19 protein-coding genes and 1 pseudogene are annotated in these 16212 nt (G+C 69.5%); 12 read left to right on the plus strand and 8 right to left on the minus strand.

All coding sequences use genetic code 11. The annotated features are described in order from the left end of the window. Window positions 1–186: 186 nt before the first annotated feature. Window positions 187–333, plus strand: a complete 147-nt coding sequence (locus LHJ74_RS27685; RefSeq protein ID WP_260221010.1) for a hypothetical protein — start codon at window positions 187–189, stop codon at window positions 331–333. 100 nt (window positions 334–433) lie between these two features. Here the strand turns inward: LHJ74_RS27685 and LHJ74_RS27690 are convergent, their stop codons facing one another. Further along, entirely contained in the window at window positions 434–973 is a 540-nt protein-coding gene (locus LHJ74_RS27690; protein WP_260221011.1) for a flavoprotein, read from the minus strand. A 99-nt stretch (window positions 974–1072) separates the two neighbouring features. Here LHJ74_RS27690 and LHJ74_RS27695 point away from each other — a divergent pair, with 99 nt between their 5' ends. The 4 genes from LHJ74_RS27695 (at window position 1073) to LHJ74_RS27710 (ending at window position 3141) form a co-directional block, all read left to right on the plus strand. Further along, the gene (locus LHJ74_RS27695) at window positions 1073–2257 is read left to right on the plus strand and encodes a helix-turn-helix domain-containing protein (RefSeq protein ID WP_260221012.1); all 1185 of its coding nucleotides are present in this window, start codon (window positions 1073–1075) and stop codon (window positions 2255–2257) included. A 139-nt stretch (window positions 2258–2396) separates the two neighbouring features. After that, entirely contained in the window at window positions 2397–2699 is a 303-nt protein-coding gene (locus LHJ74_RS27700; RefSeq protein WP_260221013.1) for a DUF6415 family natural product biosynthesis protein, read from the plus strand. Beyond that, the gene (locus LHJ74_RS27705; RefSeq protein ID WP_260221014.1) at window positions 2696–2923 is read left to right on the plus strand and encodes a hypothetical protein; all 228 of its coding nucleotides are present in this window, start codon (window positions 2696–2698) and stop codon (window positions 2921–2923) included. Before LHJ74_RS27700 ends, LHJ74_RS27705 begins: the two co-directional genes overlap by 4 nt. Then, window positions 2920–3141: a hypothetical protein gene (locus LHJ74_RS27710; protein WP_260221015.1), complete on the plus strand. Its 222-nt coding sequence runs from the start codon at window positions 2920–2922 to the stop codon at window positions 3139–3141. The genes LHJ74_RS27705 and LHJ74_RS27710 overlap by 4 nt, the downstream gene beginning before the upstream one ends. Before the next feature lie 516 nt (window positions 3142–3657). Here LHJ74_RS27710 and LHJ74_RS27715 read toward each other — a convergent pair. Continuing rightward, the gene (locus tag LHJ74_RS27715) at window positions 3658–3867 is read right to left on the minus strand and encodes a DUF397 domain-containing protein (RefSeq protein ID WP_260221016.1); all 210 of its coding nucleotides are present in this window, start codon (window positions 3865–3867) and stop codon (window positions 3658–3660) included. A gap of 462 nt (window positions 3868–4329) precedes the next feature. Between LHJ74_RS27715 and LHJ74_RS27720 the strand changes: the two genes are divergently transcribed. Genes LHJ74_RS27720 through LHJ74_RS27730 form a run of 3 tightly spaced genes read left to right on the plus strand, consistent with a single transcriptional unit; the run spans window position 4330 to window position 5934 of the window. Continuing rightward, window positions 4330–4584: a hypothetical protein gene (locus LHJ74_RS27720; RefSeq protein WP_260221017.1), complete on the plus strand. Its 255-nt coding sequence runs from the start codon at window positions 4330–4332 to the stop codon at window positions 4582–4584. Beyond that, a complete protein-coding gene (locus tag LHJ74_RS27725; RefSeq protein ID WP_260221018.1) occupies window positions 4556–5071 on the plus strand; it encodes a DUF6879 family protein in 516 nt (171 codons plus the stop codon). Before LHJ74_RS27720 ends, LHJ74_RS27725 begins: the two co-directional genes overlap by 29 nt. Before the next feature lie 14 nt (window positions 5072–5085). Continuing rightward, the gene (locus tag LHJ74_RS27730) at window positions 5086–5934 is read left to right on the plus strand and encodes a helix-turn-helix domain-containing protein (RefSeq protein ID WP_260221019.1); all 849 of its coding nucleotides are present in this window, start codon (window positions 5086–5088) and stop codon (window positions 5932–5934) included. A gap of 142 nt (window positions 5935–6076) precedes the next feature. On the opposite strand, the gene LHJ74_RS27735 is transcribed toward LHJ74_RS27730, so the two are convergent. Next, on the minus strand, window positions 6077–6979 hold the full coding sequence (locus LHJ74_RS27735; protein ID WP_260221020.1) for a lytic polysaccharide monooxygenase auxiliary activity family 9 protein: 903 nt from the start codon (window positions 6977–6979) through the stop codon (window positions 6077–6079). 162 nt (window positions 6980–7141) lie between these two features. Here LHJ74_RS27735 and LHJ74_RS27740 point away from each other — a divergent pair, with 162 nt between their 5' ends. Next, window positions 7142–7357 (plus strand): CopG family transcriptional regulator, encoded by a 216-nt coding sequence (locus tag LHJ74_RS27740; RefSeq protein WP_260221021.1) that lies wholly within the window; start codon window positions 7142–7144, stop codon window positions 7355–7357. 285 nt (window positions 7358–7642) lie between these two features. After that, complete coding sequence (locus LHJ74_RS27745; protein WP_260221022.1) at window positions 7643–8131, plus strand: anthrone oxygenase family protein; 489 nt, start codon at window positions 7643–7645, stop codon at window positions 8129–8131. Window positions 8132–8194: 63 nt separating this feature from the next. Here LHJ74_RS27745 and LHJ74_RS27750 read toward each other — a convergent pair whose 3' ends face one another. From LHJ74_RS27750 to LHJ74_RS27760, 3 genes are read right to left on the minus strand one after another with little or no spacing between them, the layout of a single operon-like run. Continuing rightward, window positions 8195–9427, minus strand: a complete 1233-nt coding sequence (locus LHJ74_RS27750) for a dipeptidase (RefSeq protein ID WP_260221023.1) — start codon at window positions 9425–9427, stop codon at window positions 8195–8197. Then, window positions 9424–9930, minus strand: a complete 507-nt coding sequence (gene purE / locus LHJ74_RS27755; RefSeq protein WP_260221055.1) for a 5-(carboxyamino)imidazole ribonucleotide mutase — start codon at window positions 9928–9930, stop codon at window positions 9424–9426. The genes LHJ74_RS27750 and purE overlap by 4 nt, the downstream gene beginning before the upstream one ends. 29 nt (window positions 9931–9959) lie before the next feature. Beyond that, window positions 9960–11168: a 5-(carboxyamino)imidazole ribonucleotide synthase gene (locus LHJ74_RS27760; protein WP_260221024.1), complete on the minus strand. Its 1209-nt coding sequence runs from the start codon at window positions 11166–11168 to the stop codon at window positions 9960–9962. 225 nt (window positions 11169–11393) lie between these two features. Here LHJ74_RS27760 and LHJ74_RS27765 point away from each other — a divergent pair. Next, a pseudogene (locus LHJ74_RS27765) lies at window positions 11394–11756 on the plus strand (GtrA family protein); the annotation flags it as partial. Between the two features lie 141 nt (window positions 11757–11897). Here LHJ74_RS27765 and LHJ74_RS27770 read toward each other — a convergent pair. Then, window positions 11898–13235, minus strand: coding sequence for a sensor histidine kinase (locus tag LHJ74_RS27770; RefSeq protein ID WP_260221026.1), 1338 nt, complete (start codon window positions 13233–13235; stop codon window positions 11898–11900). A 64-nt stretch (window positions 13236–13299) separates the two neighbouring features. Beyond that, window positions 13300–13980, minus strand: coding sequence for a response regulator transcription factor (locus LHJ74_RS27775; protein ID WP_260221027.1), 681 nt, complete (start codon window positions 13978–13980; stop codon window positions 13300–13302). A gap of 513 nt (window positions 13981–14493) precedes the next feature. Here LHJ74_RS27775 and LHJ74_RS27780 point away from each other — a divergent pair. Continuing rightward, window positions 14494–15990, plus strand: a complete 1497-nt coding sequence (locus LHJ74_RS27780; RefSeq protein WP_260221028.1) for a peptide MFS transporter — start codon at window positions 14494–14496, stop codon at window positions 15988–15990. The last annotated feature ends 222 nt before the right edge of the window (window positions 15991–16212 follow it).

The raw sequence follows: 16212 nt of genomic DNA on the forward strand, positions 1-16212 counted from the left end.
GGTCACCCGTCTCGTCGTCCACGTCATGGTTTCTGGGCGAGCTGGCCGAGCGGGTACCCGGTCTCCTCCGCGCCGAGCGCATCGTTGGCGGGACACCGAAGGCGATTGAGGAACAGGCCGGCTGGCGCTGGGAGGACGGGCAGGATCTCGTCGGCGTGCCGCGTAGCCACGGACGAGGAGGCCGAGTTGCTCAACATCCGGCAGCGGCCGGCCGCGTTGCTGGTCGGCTACAACTCCTTGTTCGACGCGCAAGGCCGCACCATCGAGTACGGCGAGTACCTCTCACAGGGCGATCGGCTCACCCGCTACACGTTCACCCGCCCTCGCGACTGACGAGTGAGGCGCTCCCCGGCACGGGAGAGAGGACCCGTAACGCCCCCGCCCCCGTTGTCTGCTTCGGCAGGCGGCGGGGGTGCTTCGTTGCGTCTGGGGGTCAGCAGATATCGCGTGCCGCTGCCAGTGCGAGATGCCACGGGTACGCCTCGGGCTGTCCCTGCCCAGGCTCGTTGGGCACGAACCCGTCGAGCTCCCCGTACAGCACACGGACACCGCACCCTCGGAGCGTCTCGATGCTTCGGTCGAACTGCGGATGCGTCGCGTAGGCGCTGTTCACGCACGGCATCACGACCAGCGGCCAGCGCTTCCCGATCGCCTCCACTGCGTGCCCAGCCAGCCAGGTGGTGGTCAGCCCGAGTGCGATGGTGTTGATCGTGTTCAGCGTCGCGGGGGCGAGGACCGACACGGACAGCGGCGGCCACGGGGAAGTCTCTCCCGGACGCCGCTTCGTGCTGCGGATCGGGTGCCCCGTGAGCTCCTCCAGTTCCGGAACTCGGTCGGCGATCCACTCTTCGGCCGTCGGCGTCAACCCGAGGCATACCGACCACCCTGCGGCCTGCGCCTCACGGATAGGACGGTCTATGTAGTGCAACGGCGGAGCCGCGCAGCCGAGGAGGTACAGAACTCGCTTCGTCATATCGGAGTTCACCATATGACGGAACCGCCCTCGAACCGACGGCACGGGCGCGGAACGCGGGTAACGTTCCCAGTGGCTGCAAGGAACGGAGACACCGGTATGCCCGTACCTGACGACGACCGCACCGGCGCCCGCATCGCGATGTACCGCAAGCGCGCCGGGCTCACGCAACAGGGCCTCGCGCAGCGCATCCCCTACAGCTACAGCATGCTCCACCAAGTGGAGACCGGCCACAAAGCGGCATCTCCCCAACTGGTCGCCGCAGCCGCCCGGGCGCTGCATGTGAACGTCTCCGACCTGACAGGAACGCCCGCACGCAGCCTGCTGCCCGACCACGTCGCTGATGTCATCCGCCCCATCCGCGAAGCACTCGACCTGTACGACCTCCCAGCTGATCCACATATTCCGATCGGCCCCGCCGGTGAACTGTTCAAGGCAGCCGACACGCTGTGCCGAGACGTCCGAGGCGCACGGCTGCATCAGGCTGCCGCGCTTCTACCCGGTGTCCTCGCGGACCTCATGGTGACGTGCCGGGAAGAGGGCAGCACAGAACGATGGAGAGCACTCGCCTCCGCGTACCGATCAGCACATGACGTTGCGCGGAAACTCGGCCGGGATGATCTCGCCTGCCTGGCACTGGACAGGATGGGGTGGGCCGCGGAACGTGCCTCTGATCCCGTGCTGTCCGCGATCCGGCAGTACATGCGGGCGTTGTCCTACCGATCCCGGTCGGCGGACCACTCGATCGGCCTGCGGCTGGTGGCTGACGGGCACCGGCTGCTGGAGCAGGCGGAGGCCAGCCGTGATCGGCAGGTTGTCGTGGGGCAGTTGCACCTGGGCGCGGCGGTGCTCGCGGCTCGTGCTGCCGACAAGACCGGGGCCGTCGGGCACCTCGAAGAGGCGAAGGATGTGGCCAGGAAAACGGGTGAGGCTGGCCGGGTGCATTGGCTGTCGTTCGGCCCGGCGAACGTGGGGGCGCACGAGACGTACGTGCGGTTGGAGCTGCGGCAGTTCGACAAGGCGTTCACCGTGGCCCGCGCGGTTCGTCCCCCTCGTGGGTGGGCGACTTCCCGCAAGGCGGCTCACCTGGTCGACCGGGCCCGGGCCGAGATGGAGACCGGACGGACGGAGCGGGCGCTCGGGTCTCTGATGGAGGCCCGGGAGATGGCGCCGCAGCAGACGCGCTATCACCCGCGTGTGCGTGAGACGGTGCGGGCTTTGCTGCACCTGCGGCGGCAGTCGCCGGACAACCTGTCGCGCATTGCGTCGTGGGTGGGTGTTTAGGCGTCAGGTGTCACTGAAGAGTGACAGTTAGGGACCCTGCGCGCTCTTACGTTCAGTGATGCCCCAATCACTGAAGCTGGGAGCCCCCGTGTCGCCTACCCCGAGTGTTATCCCCGCCGCTTCGCCGGACACTGAAGTCGTGCGGGCCGCGATCGCCCGCGCTCAGGAGATCCTGGCGCTCCCCGGCCGCCCCGACCTTGCCCCGATCGAAGCGGAGTTGCGCGGTTACGCCGAAGCACTGCTGCCCGTGGCCGAGGCGGGGACCGCCAAGCTGTGGCGCGGCAGCCTGAAATGGTGGCAGCGCCGCTCACGCCTGGACATCGTCCACCGCACACTGGCCCAGCCGCCCCCCACCGACCCGCTGGCCGCACACGCCCACCTCTTCCACCTCACCGCCGACTGCCGCGTCCTCCTCAACCAGCTGGCAGGGGAAGAGTGGTGACCCGCGCCCGCGCGGCGGACCTCCTCAAGCCCGCCGGACCCTGCTGCCACTGCAAGCAGCACGCGGAAGAGCGCATAGCCGTCGACTACGTCGAACGCGCCTCCGGCCCCGCAGGTGAGGTGCTGGGCTGCCTCCCGTGCGCCCGGTCACTCCTGCGGTGGGGCGCCGGCCACCACTGGCTGGCCCAGGACCTTGCCGCCATCGACAGGGAGCGCCGACGGTGAGCGGCCACGAGATCGTCTACGAGACGCTCACCGTCACTGCCGACTCCGTCCGCCTCGGCGACCTGGTCCACGTACACGGCGCCGAACGCCCCGTACGGAACATGCGCTCAATCGCCGGAGGCCACAAGATCCTCCTCTTCGACAGCGCCATGCCGTACCGCCTCTCGGTAAGGGCCGCGATCAACGCCCGCCGCCCGTACGCACCCTCCCCCACCTGAGACCGGTTCCGGTCGCCTGCTCCCCCATGGCGGACGGCCGGAACCACCCCGCCCCGGCGGTGCTGCGGTGCACACGCGCCGCCGGACACGGACCGGGCAGCCCGCGGTCTGCACCACTCCTCCCTCCCGCCCGGCAGCCCACCCGGCGACGCACGATCAGCCGAGGGCCCTACCGCTCGAAGCCCACAGAGGCCCCGGGGCCGCGCCCGAACCGGAGCACCCGGAATCGCTCGGGACCAGCGCGTTTCCGGCCCTGCTTTGAGAACCGTCGAAGCAATCCCAGAACGCCCCCGCCACAATCGGCGGGGGCGTTGCTTTGCTTGCTCAGTGGCGGAGGTGCCGGAACGATTCCAGCATTCGCAGCGCGGAGTTAAGCATCGGACGGTAGCCAGGGCAGGGACGCTCAGTGGGCCGTGCCACCACTTCCCAGCACGCCATACAGCGCTTCACCCCGACATGCTCCGGGTCGCTCTCCACGCTGCCGCCGCACCGGGGGCACTCCTGCATGACGACTCCCTACGCCGTGACGTCGAATTCCCCCAGCTTGGCGCCACCCAGGAAGTCGGTCCACTCGTCGGCGGTGAACTCTACCGTCCGGCCGGTAACGGTGCTGCGGACTGCCACCTTGCCGGGCACGTTCGTCGCGACCTCCACACACCGAGGGTCGTTGTTGTTGTACTGGCAGGCGCTGGACGTGCGGAACTCGAACTCGGGAACTGCGGTCATCGTTCGTATCCCTTCGCCGTGAGTGCGGGAAAGCGGTCCCCGCGCCGAACCCGCCCCTGCCGGGATCTCGAACGGACACGAGGGGAGTCCGTTTCAGTACGTCCGGCAGGGGCGGAGAATGGGGGTCACCATCTGATCGGGTCCAATGTGCCGCCCGAGCAGGTGGGGCACGGAACCTTGAAGGTGCGGTCGCACGTCTCGCACCCCTCGAACGCAAAAGGCAATCGGGACACCTACGGTCGCGCGGGCCGATGTCGCGCGCCTCGCTGTCGCCCACTGTTCCCGCCCTCCCGATCGATTCCGCGTCGATGTGGCGACCGTAGGAAGCGGGGCAGGCCGGGCTCCACGAACTTGCATGAGATTGCACGCCAATTCGCCCGGCTCATTGCGGTATTGACACTCTATTCCCAGCTCAAAGATGCTGGTGCAAGCCGAGCAAGTGCCTAGACCAGGGAGCCTGCCATGGCCGTAGAGTTCGTTGGGATCGACCCCAACACCGACCGGGACCACTGCCCCACCGTGTGGGTGGACGCGGAAGCACAGGAGGTCTTGTTGCAGGGGTGGAAGCCGACCCCCGAGACTCAGACGGACTGCGCGGCGAGCAGCCCCGCGAACGGTCCGGTGTGCGACAGCGAGGCCATCGTCAGGATCCCGGCCCGGATGATTCCGATGCTCAGGGAGGCGTGTGATGCCGTCGAGCGTGCCCAGCTTCGCTGAGCTGCTCGGCCGCTGCGAGCGGTCCGCCGTCCACCTGGAGTTGCGCGACTCCTACGCCGCCACGGACCGGTTCGAGGCGTGGAAGCGTGGGGAGCGGATCAACTGGGAGAACCGCGAGTCCTGGTGGCATCCCTACGACCAGTTGATCGCTGGCAGCGTCGCCAGGGGCGTGGTGATCCGAAGGGCACGGGTGATCTCCGAGCCGGTCTCGGAGTACATTCGCTGGGAGCACTACGTCACTCACGCCAACGTCACGGCTGGGGAACAAGTCCGATGGCTGCCCCGGCGACAAGCCACAACCATCCCTCTGCCAGGCAACGACTTCTGGCTGTTCGATGACGCGCTGCTCCGGGTCCACCACTTCTCAGGTGACGGCGTGGTGGTGGAGGACGAGATCACGGCCGATCCGGAGGCTGTGAAACTGTGCTCCGCTGCGTTTGAAACGGTCTGGGAGCGAGCGATCCCGCACCACCGGTACAAGGTCTGACGAAAGTCAGCTCCATGCCCCCGCACCCCTCGTCACGCGTTCAGAATGCCCGCGAAGCCCTGGCCGGCCGCCTGCGTGAGATCCGGAAAGACGCGGGGATCAGCGGGCGGGAGCTGGCTGTCAGGTGCGGTTGGTCCGAGTCGAAGTCGTCCCGGATCGAGAACGTCAAGACGCCCCCGTCCGATGCCGATATCCGGGCGTGGTGCCGGGCCTGTGCCGCCGAGGGCCAGGCCCCGGACCTGATCGCGGCCAACCGGCAGTCTGCCGAAGCGCATGTGGAGTGGAAGCGACTCCAGCGGACCGGCCTCCGGCGGCTTCAAGAGAGCACCGGCGACCTGTACCAACAAACTAAGACGTTCCGTGTCTACGTAGCCGACGTGATCCCTGGCTTCCTTCAGACACCGGGGTACGCCTCGGCCCTGCTGTCCTCCATCGCGGACTTCCGAGGAACACCGGACGACGTGAGCGAAGCTGTGGCGGCTCGGATACGGCGTAACGAGGTGCTGAAAATGGGCGGGTGCCGGTTCTCCTTCGTGTTGGAGGAGTCGGTGCTGCGGTACCGCTTGTGCGCCCCCGAAACCATGGCGGCTCAACTCGGCCACCTGCTCGGGATCATGGACCTTCAGAACGTCGCCGTGGGCATCGTTCCGTTCTCGGAGCAACGGGCAGTGTGGCCGATGCCGACCTTTACCATCTTCGACGCCCGAAGGGTGCACGCCGACACCCTGGAGGCCGCCTCCACGCTCACGCAGCCCAGCCAGGTCGAGCTGTACGGCCGCGCCTTTGAACGTCTCTCGCAGCAGGCTGCACGGGGTTCGGCAGCACGCTCCCTCATCGCGGATGCGGTGGCATCCCTGAGCTGACCAGCGATGGCGGCACCAGCGGATCGTCATGGCCCGCAATCTGCCGTAGCTTCCCCGGCATGCCAAGGAGCCCCCACTCGGCGGGGGCTCCTTGGCATGTCAGGTTGGCGTACCAGGCCCAGCGGCGTCAGGCCCAGCCGTGTCAGGCCTTGCGGCGGCGGAGGAGCAGGAAGCAGGCGGCGGTGACGCCGACTGCCGTCACACCGAAGAGGCCCTGTTGGAGGGCGCTGTCGCCACCGGTGGAGACGGCGGCCTTGTCGGCGCTCTGCGCGAGGGTCTTGTCCCGGATGGCGTCCGCCTCGCCCGGGACGTCGCCGCCGTGGCCGTGGTGGGACACGGTGGACTTGGACTCTCCGGCGTCGACCTGCTTCTCGGTGGGCGCCTTCGGAGCCGCGGCGTTCTGCCCGCCCTGGCCGAAGACCACGTCGGAGCAGCTGTAGAACGCCTCGGTGCTGTCATTGCGCTGCCAGATCTTGTACAGCAGGTGGCGGCCGGACCTGTCCGGCAGGGTGCCGGAGAAGTTGTAGTAGCCGCTGGACGCGGTCTTGGCGACGTTGGTCTTCGCCACCGGGGTGGATTCCAGGTCGGACCACTTCAGCGGCTTCGTCGGGTCGTAGCTGTCCTTGGTGATGTACACGGTCATGGTGCCGGGATGGGCCGCGGTGACGCGGTACTTGAAGTCGATGGCGCCGGAGGACACGTTCGTGGCGGGCCAGTCGGTGCGGGCCCAGTCCAGCGCCTTGTACTTCTCGCGGTTCGCCGAGCAGAGCTTGCCGTCCGGAATGATCTGCTGGTGCCGGCCGGCGGCGTTGGCGATGTTCACCTCGTTCCAGTCGTACAGCGGCTGAGTGCCGGTCTGGGCGACGAGGTCCTTGCACACCTGCGACTTCGGGTTCTCGGGGCCTTCCGCGTAGCAGGCCCCGACGCGGCTGACGGGGTTGAACATCGTGCCGTGCGCACTCGCCTGGCCTGGCGCGATCGAGACGAGCAACGCGGACACGGCACCGAGCGCCCCCAAAGAGGCGGCCTTGCGTCGAGCGGACATGTCGGAACTCCATTCTGCTGTGCAGGGGGACAGAGATGAAGAACGGCCTCCTGGCGGCGCGTGAAAAGAGAATTGCATTGGCCTAGACCAAATAACAAGAGGTCTGCACCAGCCCGCTCCCACCGGCATCAACCCCCGCCCGCGCCCGAGAAGACGACCGTCATGGTCGACGAAAGCGGCCTGGCGCTGATCAAAGAGGCCGCCCGGCGGGAGGGCCGGCCGGAATCGGAATACTTCCGGGAGGCCTTCCACCTCGCCGCCCTCCGTACCCAGCGCTGGGACGAGGACTGGGACATCCCGCGCCTGGACTTCGGCCACCCGGTCACTCCGGAGGAGGTCCACCAGGCCGCATCCGAGGCGATGGCGGACACGGAATGATCATCATCGGCGACACCTCCGGGCTCGTCGCCGCGCTCAACACCTCGGACCCTGAGCACGAAGCGGCCCGCACCGCCCTGCGCACAGCCGCGCTCACCGCGACCTCCGCGCGATCACCCCGCTCACCGGCCACCACGCCTTCCGGCTCCTTCCCGACGGCCTGTAGACGGGCGCGTATGCCGGCGAGTGTGTCGGCAATGGTGCGGTGCGGGTGCCGGGGGTCCAATGATCAGTGAGAGGTGGCCGGTCGGCGCCTCGGAGAATCCGTGAGGAACGGGGCTGATCATGCAGGGTGTGACACTGGGGGCGGCGACGGTACTGACCGGGCTGATGGCCGGGATCTACTTCGCGTTCTCCGTCGCCGTCATGCCGGGACTGGCAGCGACGAACGACGAGACCTTCGTCAGGTCGATGCAGTCGGTCAACGTGAAGATCCTCAACGGCTGGTTCATGCTCGCCTTCTTCGGCGCGCTGCTGCTGCCCGCCCTGGCCGGGGTGCTGCTCTTCCGGGACGGCGGGATGCGGGCCGTGGTGGTGTGGGTGGTGGCGGCGTTCGTGCTGTACGCGGCGACGATCGGCATCACCGCAGGGGTGAACGTGCCGCTGAACGACAAGCTGGCGGCGGCCGGGAGCGCGGCCGGTGACTCCGGCTTCGCGGCGGCGCGCGAGCAGTTCGAGACGGTGTGGGTGCGCGGGAACGCCGCCCGCGCGCTGCTCGCCACGGCGGCCTGCGGCTGCCTCGTGCGGGCACTGATCGTGCACGCGAACGGCTGACCGGTGGGCGGGCGGCGGGCGGCGCGGCGTACGCCCCGCAAGGCCGTACGCCGCGCCCCCGCGTCAGGCTGCCGGACCGTCCAGCTGGGCGAGGGTGGCGATCGACGGGCCGCGCCGCCGCTGGAGGTCGGCTGCCACCGACTCGGCGTCCCGCAGCACCCGTACCGCGTTGTGCCAGGTGAGCTTGGCGAGGTCGGCCTCCGACCAGCGCCGGTCCAGGAGTTCGGCGATCAGGTTCGGGTAACCCGCCACGTCGTCGAGCCCCTGCGGGGTGAACGGGGTGCCGTCGAAGTCGCCTCCGATGCCGAGGTGGTCGATGCCCGCGGCCTCCCGCATGTGGTCGAGGTGGTCCGCGACGGTGGCGGGAGTCGCGACGGGGCGCGGGTGCGCGGCCTCGTACGCCCGCTGGACCTGCGCGCCCCGCTCGGTGCCGTCGAGGGGGTGCAGCCCGTTCGCCCGCATGTTGTCGTCGGCGGCCACGGTCCAGGCCACCGCCTCGGGCAGCACGAACTTCGGCACGAAGGTGACCATGGCCACGCCGCCGTTGCCCGGCAGCTGCGCCAGGACGTCGTCCGGGATGTTGCGTGGGTGGTCGCAGACGGCGCGCGCGGAGGAGTGCGAGAAGATCACGGGCGCCTCGGTGACGCGCAACGCGTCCCGCATCGTGGAGGCCGCGACGTGGGAGAGGTCGACGAGCATCCCGGCGCGGTTCATCTCCCGCACGACCTCCTCACCGAAGCGGGTCAGGCCGTCGTGGCGCGGCTCGTCGGTCGCGGAGTCGGCCCAGTCGAGGTTGTCGTTGTGGGTGAGGGTCAGATAGCGCACCCCGAGCCGGTACAGGGCACGCAGGGTGGCCAGCGAGTTGTTGATCGAGTGGCCGCCCTCGGCGCCCATCAGCGAGGCGATGCGCCCCTGGCCGCGCACGGTCTCCATGTCGTCGGCCGTGAAGGCGAGGCCCAGGTCGGCCGGGTAGCGGGCGGCCAGCTGCCGTACGACGTCGATCTGCTCCAGGGTGGCGCTCACCGCCGCGTCGCCGGTCAGATCCGTGCGGGCGTAGACCGACCAGAACTGCGCGCCGACGCCGCCCGCCCGCAGCCGGGGCAGGTCGGTGTGCAGGTGGGCCGACTGGTCGGCGGTGAGGTCGCGCTGGTCGAGGTCGTAGGTGACCTGCTCGCGGAGCGCCCACGGCAGATCGTTGTGGCCGTCCACGACGGGGTGCGCGGCGAGCAGCTCGCGCGCCCGCGCGAGGGAGGGAGAGGGGGAGGCTGCCGCGGGCTGGGACTGCGCGGCCGTCACTGTGCGCCGCCGAAGCCGAAGCCCGCTTCGGACGCCGCGGCCTTGGCGCGTACCCGGCGGCCCTTCTCGGTTGCCTCTTCGTTCAGCTCCGCCTGGAAGCGCACCATCTCCTCACGGAGCGCCGGGTCGTGCGCGGCGAGCATGCGTACGGCCAGCAGCCCGGCGTTGCGCGCGCCGCCGACCGAGACCGTGGCGACCGGCACGCCGGCGGGCATCTGCACGATGGAGAGCAGCGAGTCCATGCCGTCCAGGTACTTGAGCGGCACGGGTACGCCGATGACCGGCAGCGGGGTGACCGAGGCGAGCATGCCGGGGAGGTGGGCGGCGCCGCCCGCACCCGCGATGATCACTTTCAGTCCGCGCCCGGCGGCGTCCTCGCCGTAGTTGAGCATCTCGCGCGGCATCCGGTGTGCGGAGACGACGTCCGCCTCGTACCGCACCGCGAACTCGTCGAGTGCCTTGGCGGCGGCCTCCATGACGGGCCAGTCCGAGTCCGAGCCCATCACGATGCCGACGGCGGGTGCTGAATCAGTCACTCTTGGATCGTCCCTCGCAGATATCCGGCGGCATGGGCCGCGCGCTCGCGCACGTCGGCCAGGTCGTCGCCGTAGGTGTTGACATGGCCGACCTTGCGGCCGGGCTTCACGTCCTTTCCGTACATGTGGATCTTGAGTTGCGGGTCCCGCGCCATGCAGTGCAGATACGCGGTGTACATGTCGGGGTAGTCGCCGCCGAGCACGTTCGCCATCACCGTCCAGCGGGCGCGCGGGCGGGGGTCGCCGAGCGGCAGATCGAGCACGGCGCGTACGTGGTTGGCGAACTGGGAGGTGACGGCGCCGTCCTGGGTCCAGTGGCCGGAGTTGTGCGGGCGCATCGCCAGTTCGTTGACGAGTACGCGGCCGTCCGCCGTCTCGAACAGCTCGACCGCGAGATGGCCGATGACGCCCAGCTCCTCGGCGATCCGCAGCGCGAGCTGCTGTGCCTCGGCGGAGCGTGCGGGGGCCAGTCCGGGGGCGGGGGCGATCACGGTGTCGCAGACGCCGTCGACCTGCACCGACTCGACGACGGGGTACGCCACGGCCTGGCCGTGCGGGGAACGGACGACGTTGGCGGCCAGTTCGCGGGTGAAGTCCACCTTCTCCTCGGCGAGGACGGGGACGCCCGCACGGAAGGGGAGGGCCGCCTCCTCGACGCTGCGGACGATCCACACGCCCTTGCCGTCGTAGCCGCCGCGCACGGTCTTGAGGACGACGGGGAAGGGGAAGGCACCGCCCGGAGCGCTGTCCGCGCCGCCGGAACCGGCCGTACCTCCCGCGCTTCCCGTGCCTCCCGTGCCTTCGGCGGCGAAGGCGGCGACGTCCGCCGGGTCGCGGACGAGGCGATGGCGTGGGCACGGGACGCCCATCCCGTCGAGCCGCGCGCGCATCACGCCCTTGTCCTGCGCGTGTTCGAGCGCGTCCGGGCCGGGGCGGACGGGGATGCCGTCCGCCTCCAGTGCCCGCAAGTGTCCTGTCGGCACATGCTCGTGATCGAAGGTGATCACGTCGCAGCCGCGCGCGAAGCGCCGCAGGGTGTCCAGGTCACGGTGGTCACCGACCACGACGTCACTCACGACCTGCGCAGCGGAGTCCTGCGGGGTGTCCGAGAGAAGCTTGAATCTGATGCCGAGGGGGATGCCCGCCTCGTGGGTCATACGGGCGAGCTGGCCACCGCCGACCATGCCGACTACCGGGAATGTCACGCTCACCAGGGTATCCGCACTCCCGGACGGCGCCGACGGCACGCAGCCGTCGGCCCGCGGGCCCGTCGGGTGCCGGGGAAACGCCCTGGCACGTTCTGGCCGGAAAATCCGGCCCCGGCACCGGAGCCCGGGACTCCGGCTGCGTCGGGGGACCTCGGCTGGTTAGCATGAGGACAGCGGGCGCCGCCGACTGATTGCCTAGGGAACGGGGATTGAGCGATCACTATGAGTGAATGGCGCGGCGTACCTCCCCGCGTCGAACGAATCGTCCGCGAACTCGCCAAGTTCGGCACGGTCGGCGCTTTCGGCTTCCTGGTGAATGTTGCAGTTTTCAACCTCTGCATTCACACGTTCCATCTGGCGACCGTACGATCCGGTGTGATCGCCACGGTGGTGGCGATCGGCACCAACTACGCCGGGAACCGGTACTGGACGTACCGCGACACCGACAAGAGCCGGGTCCAGCGCGAGGTCTCGCTGTTCCTGCTGTTCAGCGGTATCGGCCTGGTCATCGAGAACGGTGTGCTCGCCATCTCGCACTACGGCCTCGACTACACGACGCCGCTCGCGGACAACATCGCGAAGAACGTCATCGGCCTCGGCATCGGTACGGTCTTCCGCTTCTGGTCGTACCGCACTTGGGTCTTCCACAGCGCCGCGGCAGAGGGCGAAGGGGAAGCTGAAGGCGGAGGCGAGCAGAAGCCCGCCGAGGCGGGTGAGTCCCCGGCCTCAGCCGCCGGAAGCGGAGCTGGAGCCGGAGGTGGAACCGGAACCGGAGGAGGCAGCGGCACGGGAGCCGGAAGCACCGCCGGAGCTGTCGGCCTGCCTGCTCAGGAAAAGAGCAAAGACCGGCGGGTACTGCTGAAGTAGCTCCAGGCGCCCGCCGTCGGCCTCGGCCAGATCCCGGGCCACGGCGAGCCCCAGCCCGGTGGAGTTGCGCCCGCTGACCGTCCGTTCGAAGACCCGTGAGCCCAGCTCCGGGTCGACGCCCGGCCCCTCGTCCGTCACCTCCGCCACCACCTGGTTCCCGGTGACGCGGGTGCGGATGGCGACGGTGCCGCCCCCGTGCATCAGCGCGTTCTCGATGAGTGTGGCCAGCACCTGGGCGACCGCACCCGGAGTGCCGACGGCGCGCAGCCCGGTCTTGCCGGAGCGTACGATCGCTCGGCCCTCGCCCCGGTAGGCGGGCTTCCACTCCTCCATCTGCTGCTTGACCACGTCGTCCAGGTCGAAGTCGACCGCCGAGCCTGAGCGCGGGTCCCGCGAGTTGGTCAGCAGCCGCTGCACGACGTCCGTCAGCCGCTCCACCTGCGCGAGCGCGATGGTGGCCTCCTCCTTGACGGTGGCCCGGTCCGCCGGGTCCTCGGTGTCGGCGGTGGCGATGATCTCCTCAAGGCGCATCGACAGCGCGGTCAGCGGGGTGCGCAGCTGATGCGAGGCGTCCGCCGCCAGCCGCCGTTCCGCCGTGAGCATGCGGCCGATCCGGTCGGCGCTGGCGTCCAGCACATCCGCGACCCGGTCCAGCTCCGGCACGCCGTAGCGCCGGTGGCGGGGGCGCGGGTCGCCGGAGCCGAGGCGTTCGGCGGTCTCCGCGAGGTCGGTGAGCGGCGCGGCCACGCGGTGCGCCTGCCGTACGGCGAGGATCGCGGCGGCGACGATGGCCAGCAGGGCGACGGCGAAGATGATCAGCAGCGAGCGGCCCACCTCGGCCCGCACGGTTCCCTCCGACTCGCGGACGGTGACGGTCTCGCCGTGGCCGCCGGTCTGCTCGGCGGTGATGGCGTCCGCACCGGGGTCCTCGCCGAACTCGATGGGCGAGCGGCCCGGCACTTCGATCCGGATGTAGCGGTCGTCGCCGACCGTGGTGCGCATGCTCTCCGCGGTCACCCGCTCACCGGCGACCATGCGGCTCTCGACCACGGAGACCAGGCGTGCCGCCTCGGAGCGCACGCTCTCCCGGGCGCTCTCCTCGATGGTCCGGCTCTCGACGATCACCAGCGAGACCCCGAAGACGGCGATCACCACGAGCACGACGGCCAGTGTGGACTGGATCAGACGACGGCGCATACGGGGCGGTACCTAGGGTCTGGGGGTCTCGGGATTCTCGGGCCGGGTGGTGCGGTGTCAGTCACTAGCTCTTCTCGAAGCGGAAGCCGACGCCGCGCACGGTGGCGATGTAGCGCGGATTCGCGGCGTCGTCGCCGAGTTTCTTGCGCAGCCACGAGATGTGCATGTCGAGGGTCTTCGTCGAGGACCACCAGGTGGTGTCCCAGACCTCGCGCATCAGCTGGTCGCGGGTGACGACCCGGCCCGCGTCCCGTACGAGGACGCGCAGCAGGTCGAACTCCTTGGCGGTGAGGTGGAGCTCCTCCTCGCCCATCCAGGCCCGGTGGGACTCGGCGTCGATCCGCACGCCGTGCGTGGCGGGCGGCTGCGCGGCCTCCGCCACCGCTCCGCGCCGCAGCAGGGCGCGGACCCGGGCGAGCAGCTCGGCCAGCCGGAAGGGTTTGGTCACGTAGTCGTCTGCGCCGGCGTCCAGCCCGACGACGGTGTCCACCTCGTCCGCGCGGGCGGTCAGGACCAGCACCGGGAAGGTGTGCCCGTCGTTGCGCAGACGCCGGCAGACCTCCAGCCCGTCCATACCGGGCAGGCCGAGGTCCAGCACGACCAGGTCGACGCCGACCCGCAGCCCGGCGTCGAGCGCGGTGGGACCATCCTCCCGGACCTCCACCTCGTAACCCTCGCGGCGAAGGGCACGGGCCAGGGGTTCGGAAATCGACGCGTCATCCTCGGCGAGCAGTACACGGGTCATGGCCTGATGGTAGTCCTCGCACCACAGCGCGTGGATGGTCCCCGCCCCTACCCCGCCCTGCCCGGGCCCGCCGGAGCCCGGCACCGCGGCCGGTCCGGTGCGGAGCGCCAACTGCCGCCGCCGGCACGGTGGACGGGCAGTGGAGCGGGGGCAGATACGTGCTCCGTGAATCAGTGTCGAAATGAACACGTCACCTTGGAAAGCACGAAAAGAGTTCCCTGGTTCCTGTGATATGCGTCGCATCCCCTTCCAATTCCTGGGACCTGCTGACGTAAGGTGGTGGCGCTTCTGCATTGAACGTCAAGGACCCTTGGCCGCTGCACCACGCCGGGGGTTTTTTTCTGCGCGGGTCCGTCGCTTTTACACGGATTCGCCCCGCGGGTCCCCGCACCTGCGGCTCTCCGCCCGCCGCGAACCCAGCTCGGCGGACCACCCGCATCCGCATCGTCCCCCACCGGGCGCGTGGCCGGCTCATGTCACACGCGCGTCCCGAGCGAACAAGGAGCCAGCACCATGGCGTCCAGTCTGACGAAGACTCCGGCCGGGGATCCCGGCACGGCGGCCTTCTTCGGCCACCCCCGCGGTCTCGCCACTCTCTTCATGACGGAGATGTGGGAACGCTTCAGCTTCTACGGCATGCGCGCGCTGCTCGTCCTCTACCTGACGGCCCAGGTGGCGGACGGCGGACTGGCGATGAAGGCGGTAACGGCGACCGCCCTCTACTCCGTCTACAACGCCACGGTGTACCTGCTGGCACTCCCCGGCGGCTGGTTCGGCGACCGCGTGTGGGGCCCCCGCAAGACAGTCGCCATCGCCGGTGGCGTGATCATGGCAGGGCACTTCCTGCTCGCCGTGCCGGTGGAGGCGTCGTTCTTCGTCGGCCTTGTCTTCATCGCGGTCGGCTCCGGCCTGCTGAAGGCGAACATCTCCACGATGGTCGGCCACCTCTACGACGGACCACAGGATCCGCGCCGGGACGGCGGCTTCACGATCTTCTACATGGGCATCAACATCGGTGCCTTCCTCGCCCCGCTGACCATCGGCACCGTCGGCCAGGAGGTCAACTGGCACCTCGGCTTCGCCATGGCCGGTGTCGGCATGGGGCTGGGCCTGCTCCAGTTCCTGATCGGCACCAGGCACCTGAGCGCGAAGAGCAGCATGGTGCCCTCACCGCTCTCGGCCGAGGAGCGCACCGCCGCCGCACGGAAGGTCGTCATCGGCGTCGCCGCCGCTGCCCTCTTCTACGGCACGCTCACACTGACCAGCATCTTCACCATCGACTGGGTGCTGTGGCCGCTCTCCATCGCGGGCATCGTGCTGCCGGGCCTCTACTTCGCGCGCATCCGCCGCGACAAGGAGGTCACGCCGGACGAGCAGAAGAAGATGAGCGGCTACATCTGGTTCTTCATCGCCGCCGCGATCTTCTGGATGATCTTCGACCAGTCCGGCTCCACGATGACCGTCTTCGCGGCGGACAGCACCAGCTCCACGCTGTTCGGACTGAACTTCCCCGAGAGCTGGTTCCAGTCGCTGAACCCGCTGTACGTGATGGCCTTCGCGCCGGTCATCGCCGCGATCTGGCTGAAGCTGGGCCGCCGCAACCCGTCCACCACGGTCAAGTTCGCCATGGGCCTGGTCGGAATCGGCACCTCCTTCGCCGTGATGATGCTGGCCATGGCCGCCGCCTCGGGCGGCGAGCGGGTCACGCCGCTCTGGCTCGCCACGGTCTACCTCATCCAGACGATCGCGGAGCTGTGCCTCTCCCCCGTCGGCCTCTCCGTCTCCACCAAGCTGGCCCCGGAGAAGTACGCGGGCCAGGTCATGGGCCTGTGGTTCCTCGCGGTCACGGCGGGAAACTGCGTGGCTGCCATCACCCAGCTGGTGGTCGGGGACGAGGTGGTCGGCTCCACTGCCTACTTCGGCACCCAGGGCGCACTGGCGGTGATCGCGGGTATCGCGTTCCTGGTCTACCGGCGGAAGGTCATCCGGCTGATGGGCGACGTGCACTGACCTGAGGGCGCGGGGCGGGGGCACGGGGAGTTTTCTTCTGCTGCGCCCCCGCGCCCCCGCGCTTGCGTGCGCGCAGCAGCCGCCGTGCCCCCCGTACGGGCGTACGCAGGGGCGCGCAGCGTGCGGCGGGCCCGGCCTCCGGTGACGATATGGCCGTGCGCACCCTCAGGAGCTGTTGTCCTACCCCTCGGGCCCGGAGGGGGGTAGGACAACAGCTCTTCA

This window comes from Streptomyces gossypii (assembly GCF_025165795.1).
Lineage (GTDB): Bacteria > Actinomycetota > Actinomycetes > Streptomycetales > Streptomycetaceae > Streptomyces > Streptomyces gossypii.

Coding starts and splice junctions, on each gene's coding strand:
- LHJ74_RS27745 (WP_260221022.1), top strand. CDS start 7,643: ATGCAGGGTGTGACACTGGGGGCGGCGACGGTACTGACCGGGCTGATG.
- purE (WP_260221055.1), bottom strand. CDS start 9,930: ATGGGCTCGGACTCGGACTGGCCCGTCATGGAGGCCGCCGCCAAGGCA.
- LHJ74_RS27715 (WP_260221016.1), bottom strand. CDS start 3,867: ATGACCGCAGTTCCCGAGTTCGAGTTCCGCACGTCCAGCGCCTGCCAG.
- LHJ74_RS27740 (WP_260221021.1), top strand. CDS start 7,142: ATGGTCGACGAAAGCGGCCTGGCGCTGATCAAAGAGGCCGCCCGGCGG.
- LHJ74_RS27695 (WP_260221012.1), top strand. CDS start 1,073: ATGCCCGTACCTGACGACGACCGCACCGGCGCCCGCATCGCGATGTAC.
- LHJ74_RS27780 (WP_260221028.1), top strand. CDS start 14,494: ATGGCGTCCAGTCTGACGAAGACTCCGGCCGGGGATCCCGGCACGGCG.
- LHJ74_RS27775 (WP_260221027.1), bottom strand. CDS start 13,980: ATGACCCGTGTACTGCTCGCCGAGGATGACGCGTCGATTTCCGAACCC.
- LHJ74_RS27690 (WP_260221011.1), bottom strand. CDS start 973: ATGACGAAGCGAGTTCTGTACCTCCTCGGCTGCGCGGCTCCGCCGTTG.
- LHJ74_RS27770 (WP_260221026.1), bottom strand. CDS start 13,235: ATGCGCCGTCGTCTGATCCAGTCCACACTGGCCGTCGTGCTCGTGGTG.
- LHJ74_RS27730 (WP_260221019.1), top strand. CDS start 5,086: ATGCCCCCGCACCCCTCGTCACGCGTTCAGAATGCCCGCGAAGCCCTG.
- LHJ74_RS27735 (WP_260221020.1), bottom strand. CDS start 6,979: ATGTCCGCTCGACGCAAGGCCGCCTCTTTGGGGGCGCTCGGTGCCGTG.
- LHJ74_RS27725 (WP_260221018.1), top strand. CDS start 4,556: ATGCCGTCGAGCGTGCCCAGCTTCGCTGAGCTGCTCGGCCGCTGCGAG.
- LHJ74_RS27720 (WP_260221017.1), top strand. CDS start 4,330: ATGGCCGTAGAGTTCGTTGGGATCGACCCCAACACCGACCGGGACCAC.